Source organism: Thermodesulfobacteriota bacterium (genome assembly GCA_036482575.1).
Lineage (GTDB): Bacteria > Desulfobacterota > GWC2-55-46 > GWC2-55-46 > JAUVFY01 > JAZGJJ01.
Map to the genome: position 1 here is coordinate 1 of JAZGJJ010000019.1, position 9,503 is coordinate 9,503.

8 protein-coding genes are annotated in these 9,503 nt (G+C 56.7%); 1 reads left to right on the forward strand and 7 read right to left on the reverse strand.

What is annotated here, in order from left to right; genetic code table 11:
• The first annotated feature begins 137 nt into the window (after window positions 1–137).
• Window positions 138–1,529 carry a glutamate--tRNA ligase gene (gene gltX / locus V3W31_00675; GenBank protein MEE9613452.1) on the forward strand — a complete coding sequence of 464 codons (1,392 nt, stop codon included), beginning with the start codon at window positions 138–140 and terminating at the stop codon, window positions 1,527–1,529.
• A 158-nt stretch (window positions 1,530–1,687) separates the two neighbouring features.
• On the opposite strand, the gene V3W31_00680 is transcribed toward gltX, so the two are convergent.
• The 7 genes from V3W31_00680 to V3W31_00710 all read right to left on the reverse strand — a co-directional run.
• Complete coding sequence (locus tag V3W31_00680; GenBank protein ID MEE9613453.1) at window positions 1,688–2,752, reverse strand: hypothetical protein; 1,065 nt, start codon at window positions 2,750–2,752, stop codon at window positions 1,688–1,690.
• A gap of 402 nt (window positions 2,753–3,154) precedes the next feature.
• Window positions 3,155–3,847 carry a DNA repair protein RadC gene (gene radC / locus V3W31_00685; GenBank protein MEE9613454.1) on the reverse strand — a complete coding sequence of 231 codons (693 nt, stop codon included), beginning with the start codon at window positions 3,845–3,847 and terminating at the stop codon, window positions 3,155–3,157.
• Between the two features lie 28 nt (window positions 3,848–3,875).
• Window positions 3,876–4,640 (reverse strand): slipin family protein, encoded by a 765-nt coding sequence (locus V3W31_00690; protein ID MEE9613455.1) that lies wholly within the window; start codon window positions 4,638–4,640, stop codon window positions 3,876–3,878.
• Between the two features lie 62 nt (window positions 4,641–4,702).
• Complete coding sequence (locus tag V3W31_00695; GenBank protein ID MEE9613456.1) at window positions 4,703–6,091, reverse strand: nodulation protein NfeD; 1,389 nt, start codon at window positions 6,089–6,091, stop codon at window positions 4,703–4,705.
• 198 nt (window positions 6,092–6,289) lie between these two features.
• Window positions 6,290–6,619, reverse strand: coding sequence for a divalent-cation tolerance protein CutA (gene cutA, locus V3W31_00700; GenBank protein ID MEE9613457.1), 330 nt, complete (start codon window positions 6,617–6,619; stop codon window positions 6,290–6,292).
• Window positions 6,620–6,627: 8 nt separating this feature from the next.
• A complete protein-coding gene (locus V3W31_00705; protein MEE9613458.1) occupies window positions 6,628–8,574 on the reverse strand; it encodes a tetratricopeptide repeat protein in 1,947 nt (648 codons plus the stop codon).
• On the reverse strand, window positions 8,567–9,503 hold a 937-nt coding region (locus tag V3W31_00710; protein MEE9613459.1), incomplete at its 5' end, for an amidohydrolase. The genes V3W31_00710 and V3W31_00705, both read right to left, overlap by 8 nt.

Genomic DNA, 9,503 nt, shown 5'->3' on the forward strand with positions numbered 1-9,503 from the left:
CCCCCTCCGAAGACTTAGAGTTACCCGGGGGCACCCCCCCGTTGGGGGGGTGCCCCCGGGTAAGAACTAAAAGTTTTTGAAGGGAGCCTGAGGGAAACTTTTTACAAAAAGTTTCCCTCAGGAATTAAGGACAGCTTATGACAGTACGCACACGTTTTGCGCCGAGCCCTACGGGGCATCTGCATATCGGCGGGGCTCGGACGGCCCTTTTTAACTGGCTCTTCGCGAGGCGGCATGGGGGGGAGTTTATCTTGAGGGTGGAGGACACCGACGCGGCCCGCTCGACAGAGGAGGCTACTCAAGCCATACTCGACGGCATGGAGTGGCTCGGGCTCGACTGGGACGAGGGGCCGTTCTTACAGAGTAAGAGGTTTAACATTTATAAGGAACACGCCGAGAGGCTGCTTAAGGAAAAAAAAGGCTATCGCTGCTGGTGCACGCCAGAGGAGTTGGAGGAGCGGAGGAAGCAGGCCATGGCCGAAGGCCGTGCTCCCCGCTACGACAGGAGGTGCAGTGAGAGGAGCGACACTCCCGACGGCCCCTCGGCCGTGAGGTTCCGGGTACCTCCGGGTAAGAGCATTATAAAGGACCTCATAAAGGGCACGGTCGCTATCGAGCACGAGGAGATAGAGGACCTTGTAATCTTAAGGAGCGACGGCTCGCCGACCTATAACTTGTGCGTCGTGGTTGACGAGGCGGAGATGCGGATAACGCACGTCATAAGAGGCGACGACCATCTGAATAACACGCCGAAGCAGATACTCCTTTACGAGGCGTTCGGCTACCCGGTCCCCGAGTTCGCGCACCTGCCGATGATACTCGGCTCGGACGGCAAGCGCCTTTCGAAGCGCCACGGCGCGACCTCGGTTACGGCTTACAGGGATGAGGGCTTTCTTCCGCACGCTCTGATTAACTACCTGGCGCGGCTCGGCTGGTCTCACGGCGACCAGGAGATATTCTCCATGGATGAGCTTATAGAGAAGTTCTCGCTTGATAACGTGGGCAAGTCTTCCGGCGTCTTCAACCCGGAGAAGCTCCTGTGGCTTAACCACCACTATATAAAGGAGGCCCGGCCCGAGGATTTAATCGGGCCGTTAAAACTTTTCCTAAAGGAGGGCGAGGCCGACGACCCGAGGCTTCCGGCGATAATAAAAACCACGCAGGAGCGGGCCAAGACGCTCGTGGAGATGGCCGAAGGTTCGCGTTTTTACTTCGAAGAGGAGGTCACTTACGAGGAGAAGGCAGGGAAGAAGTTCTTGACTCCCGATAGGGTTGAGATCTTCAAACTAATAATCGAACGGCTTGAGGGGTTGGATGCTTTCGGCGAAACCGAAATAGAGGCTGCGTTTCAGGCGATACTGGACGAGAAGGAACTAAAACTCGGCAAGCTCGCCCAGCCCGTGCGCGTGGCGCTAACCGGCGGCACGGTAAGCCCCGGCATCTTCGAGACACTCGCGGCGATGGGTAAAGAGATGGCATTAAGAAAGCTCAAAAGGGCGGTGGAGACAATTGAAGAGAAGGCGGGGTGAGGGGTGGATAATAATTGTCCTGAGATGGTTTCACCTACAAGTCAGCAGTTGTAGCCGGATAGAATAACCAAGAATTACTTTTTATAATGGTGTGTAGTGCCACAACAGTAGCCAGCCGAAAGTAGGAACGTCTCTTGTGCTGGCTAGGACTGTCGGCACTATGTGTATGACAAGCTTCTACTGTACTCTTGGAACAATTTAGAGCAAGATAAATCATTTCTTAGGCATATTACATTTAGCGGCTTAAGCTTTGCCAACTCTTTTTTGATTATAATACAATCATGCTCCGATATATCTTTGGCAGTTGCAAAACACATAGCCTTACTCCCACCAGATTCTGGCTTAAGCAATTTCAAATTAAGTGCATGAAATGCAAAGCCTAGAAATATAACTATCTCACTGGACTTTACGTGCTCTCTTATAGCAGAAATCTCGCTGGAACCTTGATCGGTTCCTTCTGTGAATGTTCTTATTTGTTCCGAAAGTTTAATTAGTATCGCAGGGTTTGTCTTAGCCCCGAAATCAATCACTCCACCGCCTTTTTTATGTTTTTGCCAAGGAAGGTGCCCGACCTTGCCATAAGGGTGATAAATCTCAATTCGATTAACTAATTCCGCTGCCTCCTTGGCATCTATTCCATAGTACGTTCGAATGGAGTTAACGAGAAAATGTTCGACGCAACGATCATAGTTGAATATAATCATCACGAGGGAATCAAATCGTTTTGCGAGGTCCTCCTTACCGCAATTCTTGGTAAGTAGCTGATAGAATTCGATGAACCAAGTATTCTGAATGTCTTTATAGTCAATATTTGAATTAAGACCTATATTTTCAAAATAGAGATGGCTTTCTTTTTCTGCATGTAATATCGATTGTACGATTGCAAGCTTACCGCAACCTTCGATCGACGCATCACCCTTATGTGTATCAATAAAATTATCGATCGACTCTGCCAGTGGCATCGCATCTCGAATCATCTGTGCGGCGTCTACGTACGGCCTTGCATTGGCTGGAGGACCACCTGGGTTTTTCTCCGCAACTTCTATCGCCATAATTCTAAGAGTTTCTCGGACTGCAGGATCGCCACCTGTTAGCTTCCCGAAATCACCGAGTTCAATATTTAACATCTGCGCAATGGTGCTCGTCAGCTTCTTGCCGTCAGGCAAGTCCACCTCACAACTGGCTCCTGCACCGACAACAACTAATGTCTTCTTCTTAAACATTGCTCCTCAATGCCTATTTTAAGTCATAGATTACAGGAAGAAATATACCATATTGCATTGGCTCGGTCTACTGCGGACTACAGGAAGAAAGTACCACCCCCACCAATCTTATCTCCCCTTCAATAAAAGTTCGAGCACGGTTTTTTGCCCTTCGACTTCGCCCCTCGACAAGCTCAGGGCAGGCTCAGAAATCAAACCGTCAAGTTTCCCGCCAGACGAGCCACCTGCGGTGGGGCAGTTACCGGTACCGGAGAGCCATCAAAACCCAAACCGGCAAGTTGTTCGTCAGGCGAGGCGGACGCACATTTTGGCCCGCAGGCGTATAGTGCTATACGTCGAGGAGGCAAAATGTGCGGCCAACAAAGCATGGCGGACAAATCGGCGGTTTAGCGGATAAGTTACCTACCTACCCCTGAACCACCCCAAATCCCTCCCACTAACATGCGAATCCCTGCCGATGATGATGTGGTCGTGGACGATTATGTCCACGGCGCGGGCGGCGCTTTCGAGGTCCATGGTGAGCTTACGGTCGCGCTGGGAGGGCTTCGGGTCGCCGGAGGGGTGGTTGTGGACGAAGATGACCGAGCGGGCGTTATGCTTGAAGGCGTTCTCTATGGCCTTACGGGGGTAGACGAGGGTCTGGTCGATGGTGCCTTCGTGGAGGGTGTCCACAGCCAGCACTTCGTTCTTGGAGTTAAGGTAGACGGCGATAAATTTTTCAACCCTCTCGCCGGAGAGTTTCAGGTTCAGGAACTCTATCACCTCGGCCGGAGAGCGGACGACGTCCCTGCCGATGATGCGTTCCTTCAGATACTCGCCCGCCACCTCTTTAAGGAGTTTCAGTAAGAGGGCCGCGTTCTCGCCGACCCCCTTTACCTCTTTCAGCTCTTCGACCGGGGCGTCGAAGACGCCCCTTAAGCCCTTGAACTTCTTTATGAGGGCCTTTGCCGCGGGCTTGACGTCGCGGCGGGGGATGGCGAAGCTCAAGACGAGTTCCACGGCCTCGTAGTCGTGGAAGCCGTCGAGCCCGGCCTTCCGGAACCTCTCCTTAAGCCTCTCGCGGTGTCCCGCGTTGGGGTTCTCGTTATCCGTCATGCCTTTTACGCCGTGCCCATACGGCCGGTTATCCCTTGTCCAACTCCTTCTTTAAGAAGGGTTCCAGGAAAGGTTTCACGAGGTCTATTGGCAGCGGGAAGATGGTGGTGGAGTTCTTCTCCGCGGCCACCTCGGTAAGGGTCTGCAGGTATCTCAACTGCAGGGAGATCGGGTTCTGGCTCAGGATCTTCGCGGCCTCGAGTATCTTCACGGAGGCGTTGAGCTCGCCCTCGGCGTGGATTATCTTGGCCCTCTTCTCCCTCTCGGCCTCGGCCTGCTTGGCCATGAAGCGCTTCATCTCCTCGGGCAGGTCTATGGCCTTAAGCTCCACGAGCGTGACCTTTATGCCCCAGGGGTCGGTCTGGCGGTCGAGTATCTCCTGTATCTTCCTGTTTATCTTCTCCCTCTCTGCCAGCAGCTCGTCGAGCTCGGCCTGTCCGCAAACGCTCCTAAGGGTGGTCTGGGCGAGCTGGCTCGTGGCGTAGAGGTAGTTCTCGACCTCTATTATGGACCTGTCCGGGACCATGACCCGGAAGTAGACGACGGCGTTTACCCTGACCGAGACGTTATCCCTTGTGATGACCTCCTGCGGGGGGATGTCGGCGGTTATGACCCTGAGGCTCACCCTGATGAGTTTTTGAAGGCCGGGGATTATGACTATCAGCCCCGGGCCCTTAACGCTCTGGTATCTTCCGAGGAAGAAGACCACGCCCCTTTCGTACTCGGGCAGTATCTTTATGGCCGACCATAAAAAGAGAACTACAAGCCCGACAATTGCTCCTATTATAGACATAAGAACCCTCCTTTCGACCCACTGGCCGTTCGGTCCGCTGGCCGCTCGGTCCGCTGACCGTTTTATAGTCTCACGACCTTTATGTTAAGTCCCTTTATCTCGACGACCTTTATCTTATCACCCTCCTTTATGGCCTCGTCACTCGTTGCGTTCCAGTACTCGCCGCTCAGGTAGACCTTGCCGCCTTCGGGCCCCACGTCGCTCGTGGCCTCGCCTTCCCTGCCGACGAAGCCCTCCATGCCGCTTACCGGCGTTCTTCTATAAATACGTATGGCAAGCATCATGGCGCCGATGCAAAAAGCACTTACGATAAGGACCGTCGGAAGAAGCACCGAAAGCGAGAGGCGCATGAAGGGGAGCGGCGAGTCGAAGAGCATGAGAGAGCCCAAGAGGAGCGAGACGACGCCCGCGAGCGAGAGCAACCCGAAGCTCGTCACCTTTATCTCGGCTATGAAGAAGACGGCCGCGAGCCCTATAAGGGCGATCCCCGCGTAGTTGACCGAAAGGGTCTGGAAGGCATAGAAGGCGAGTATCAGGCATATGGCCCCGACCACGCCCGGCAGAATGGCGCCGGGGTTGGAGAGCTCGAAATAGATCCCTATCATCCCTATCATCATCAAGACGTAGGCCACGTTGGGGTTGGCTATGGCCTTCAGTATCCGGAACCTCATGTTCATCTCGACCTCTTTTATCTCGGCCCCGGCGGTCTTGAGTTTTCTCTCCCCTATGACGGTCTCGACGGTCCTGCCATTAAGCGCCTCCATGAGTTCGGCCCTGCCCTCGGCTATGATCTCTATTACGCCGAGCTTCAACGCCTCTTCGGCCGTGACGTTCACGCTCTCGCGGACGGCCTTCTCTGCCCACTCGGCGTTTCTGCCCTTCTTTTTCGCTATACTCTTTATGTAGGCGACGGCGTCGTTTTCGACCTTCTGCATCATGGTCTCGTCGGCTTCTTTATCCCCGCCCCCTCCCCCTCCCATGGCAACGGGGTGGGCCGAGCCGGTGTTCGTACCCGGCGCCATGGCCGCCACGTGGGAGGCGTATAGCATGAAGACCCCGGCCGAGGCCGCCCGTGCTCCGGACGGGCCCACGTAGACCACCACCGGCACCTCGCTCGCGAGCATCGCCTTTATGATGTCCCTCATCGAGAGGTCGAGCCCGCCGGGGGTGTCGAGCTGGATTACGACCATCTCGGCACCGTCGTCCGCGGCGTTTTTCATGCTCTTTATGAGGTACTCCGACATGACCGGGTTTACCACGCCATCGACCTTCACGTAGTGGATGGCCCCCGGAGACCGGTCGGCTTTGGCGTCCGTATCTGAGGAGGCCACTGTCTCCTTGGAGGCCGCTGTCTCCTCGGAGATCGCTGTCTCCGCCTGTGGGAGAGAAGTGAAGACCAATAACGACAGGAGGGCCAGGAGGACGCCCGTATTTATAGCGCGTTTAAACATACCCGGATTCTAACAGGGATTTAACCGCATTGCAACACCATACGAGGTCTTCTGTAACGTTAGCAGCTTGTATTGCGGGCGATAGTTTCTAAATTTAAAACACCATCATGGTGCTGCCGCACGGTTAATGTCATACGAGGCCCCACTGCAACTTCCACCCCATAAGCCACTAACGGCCGTTCAGAAGTTAAAACACCATCATGGTGTCTTCCCCGTCGCTCCGTCTATCCAGTCGAGGTACTCGCGGAGGCCGTCCTCTATCTTGAGCGCTATGATCTCCGGGACCTCGTAGGTATGGAGCTCCTTCACCCTCTGCTTCAGCTTCTCGAAGAGCGCCGCGCGGGTCTTCATTATGCAGAGCACCTCGGCCTCGTCGCATAGCTTGCCCTTCCAGGCGTATATGGACCTCACTCCCGGCACTATGTTGCAGCAGGCGGCAAGGCCCTCTTCGACGACCTTCTTCCCCATAGCCGCGCCGGCCTCCGCGTCGGGGGCCGTCACCATGCATACCACGTATCCCTCTTTCATAACCCTCCTTACCCCCCTTTCGGTATCAGTTCCAGGAACTTCTTCGCCTCGTCGTCTTCCGGGTCGGCCTCCAGGACGAAGCCGAGCTCCCTGGCCGCCCTGTCCATCCTGCCCGTGTTGAAGTAAACGAGTGCCAGGTTATAGTGCGCCTCCTGCAGGTCCGGGAACACGGCGAGACTTTTAAGCAGCTCCTCTTCGGCCCTCTGGAAGCGGCCCAGGCTGCCGAAGAGTATGCCGCGCGCGAAGTGGGGCACCGGGTCTCCTTCCCCGCCGGTGGACGAACGCATGAGGCGCCCCATAAGGCGCACGGTGCGGCTGAAAAAGCCTTCTTCCATCCGTTCTAGATATGTCCTTTCAAGCGCCCCGATATCCGAGGAGACCGGGGAATCGAGGTCGCAGCGGTTGGGTACGGTCCGGTTCTCCGGCGCGTCTCTTACGAAGACCACCCCGGCGTCCCCGCAGTAGACCAGCCTCCACGAGGGGTCTTTGGAGAGGAAACCGGTAAGGCCGAAGAACTCGGGGGCGGTATAGTCCAGGAGCACGTAGTTTACGCCGTAGCTCCCGGCCGCGGCCTTGAAATGTGCCGGGTCGGTCACCATGGCGTTATACCTCCTGAAGAACTCCTCCCCGTAGACCTCCCACCTGCCGTCGAAAAAGACCTTCTGCTCGGGAAAGAAGCTCCATATGAAGTAACCCCCGAAGCTCACGCTGTTAAAGACGTTGCCTTTTATCCCGTTCGCCCGGATAAAATCCACGGCCCGGGTGGGATAGCGTATCTCGGAGAGCCCCGGCCCGGTCCTCATATAGCTCCCCACCGACATATAGTAGCGGTTTGAGACAACGCTCAGGAAATAGTAGCCCGCCACCACCGTTACGGCAAGGGTGAACCCCGCTCTGAGCACGGAGCCGGGCACCGACGAGAGGAACCCCCGCACCGAGGCGGTCGAAGAGGTCGCGCGGCTTACGTTCAGTACGGCTATCGGAGCGGCTATTACGGCAAAAAGCACCACGTTCCTCACCGCCAGGGCCGAGAGGTAGAAGAACGCCGCGCAGAGGAGGAGTGAGAAGAGGTCGACCCTCCTGTAGTTGAGCGCGAAGCTCAGGAGCGTACCCACGGCCAGGAACCAGTACATGCTCATGAACTCGAGGCTTACCGACTCTCTTGCGGCGAAAGGCGACATAAGCTCGCTTATCGTCGTGCGCACGACGCTCCCCGCCTCGCTCACCTCGGTAAAGAGTGTAAGGGGGTAGAGGGCCAGTTCGGCGCCGTAGGGGTTTACAAGCGAGACGAGGACCATCACCGTAAACACAATGGCCAGCCTCCTGAGGGCGTCCCCAGAAAGTCCTCCCTCCCCCTCATTATTCCACTCGAACGGAAGTCTGAGCTTCACCGCGGCAAGCCCGCCCGTGATGTAGCAGAAGACCATCACGAGCCCCAGCGGGAAGAGTCCGTGCATGTTGACCCATAGTAGTTGAATAAAGGGGAGGAGATATACGGTCTCCCTCTTCCCGTGCCTCTCGAGTATATACAGGTATACGGCGACGAAGAGGAAGGTGAAGAGCTCGGGCCTTATCATAAAGCGCGGGCTTGCCGCGAGTATGGCCGGAAGGAAGAAGAGGGTCGCCGCGTACGGGTTCTTAAGGAAATCCGCGAGCCTGAAGAGGGTTATGAATACGGCGGCCGCTACGGCGACGATAAGGAGGTTCAGCCCGTAGACACCGAACATAGAATAGGCGCCGTAGGTAACCACCTGGAAGAGCCAGTGGGAGTCGAGGTATGGGCGGCCCGAGGCGGTGTAGGAAAAGATGTCGGTCGTGGGGACCGCCCGTTCGGTTACGATATACTCTCCGGCCTTCAGGTGCCAGCCTATGTCGAGGTTGGCTATCTCGTGGAGTGAGAAGGCCCCGACAAGCGCCAGTAAAAGGAGAACGAAGACAGGGGCGGCTCTACCCACGGCCCTTCAAGTCCAGGAACTTCGCGGCGAACCACGACATGATACGGGTCCCCACCGCAAGGGCCTCCTCGTTCACGTCGAACTCGGGTGTGTGGAGCGGCGCGATAACCCCCTTCGGGCTGCCGACGCCGATCCTGAAGAACGCCCCGGGTATGCGTTCGGCGAAGTACGAAAAGTCCTCGGCGCCCATGAGCGGGTCCTTCATGGTTACGACCCTCTCCGCCCCGACCACCTCCCCGGCGCATTCGGTAAGCAGCTTATCGAGCTCCGGGTCGTTAACTACCGAGGGGCTTCCGTAGTCGTAAGCGAACTCGTAGTCCGCCCCCGCGCCCATGGTCACGCCCTTTATGACGTTCTCTATCAACACCTGTATTTTCTCCCTCCCCTCGGGGTCGAGCGTCCTCACCGTCCCCCTCATCTCCACGCGGTCGGCCACGATATTGGCGGCCGTACCGCCCTTGATGGTGCCTATGGATATGACGGTATGGTGAAGCGGGTCCGTACGCCTGCTGACTATATGGTGTATGGCGTCTATGACCATCGACGAGACGAGCACTGCGTCGACGGCAAGATGGGGCCGCGAGGCATGCCCGCTCCTCCCCTTTATGACTATGGTGAGCCTGTCCGAGGAGGCGGTCATGATGCCCGCCCTGTGGGCTATATAGCCCGCCGGGAGGTCCGGGTGGCAGTGGAGCGCGGCGACGGCCGAGGGCGTGGGCTCCTCGATGGCCCCGTCCCTTATCATATGCTTGGCCCCTCCGGGGCTGCTCTCCTCCGACGGCTGGAAGATGAACTTGACGTTCCCCTTGAGCTTATCCCGGAGGCTTCCCAGCACCACGGCCGTGCCCATAAGGACGGCGGTGTGGACGTCGTGGCCGCAGGCGTGCATCACGCCGGGAACGCACGAGGCGTACTCCACCTCTTTTACG

Bases quoted from the DNA above. Each gene is read 5' to 3' on its own strand.
- V3W31_00690 (MEE9613455.1), bottom strand. From the start codon at position 4,640: ATGTCTATAATAGGAGCAATTGTCGGGCTTGTAGTTCTCTTTTTATGG.
- gltX (MEE9613452.1), top strand. From the start codon at position 138: ATGACAGTACGCACACGTTTTGCGCCGAGCCCTACGGGGCATCTGCAT.
- cutA (MEE9613457.1), bottom strand. From the start codon at position 6,619: ATGAAAGAGGGATACGTGGTATGCATGGTGACGGCCCCCGACGCGGAG.
- V3W31_00680 (MEE9613453.1), bottom strand. From the start codon at position 2,752: ATGTTTAAGAAGAAGACATTAGTTGTTGTCGGTGCAGGAGCCAGTTGT.
- radC (MEE9613454.1), bottom strand. From the start codon at position 3,847: ATGACGGATAACGAGAACCCCAACGCGGGACACCGCGAGAGGCTTAAG.
- V3W31_00695 (MEE9613456.1), bottom strand. From the start codon at position 6,091: ATGTTTAAACGCGCTATAAATACGGGCGTCCTCCTGGCCCTCCTGTCG.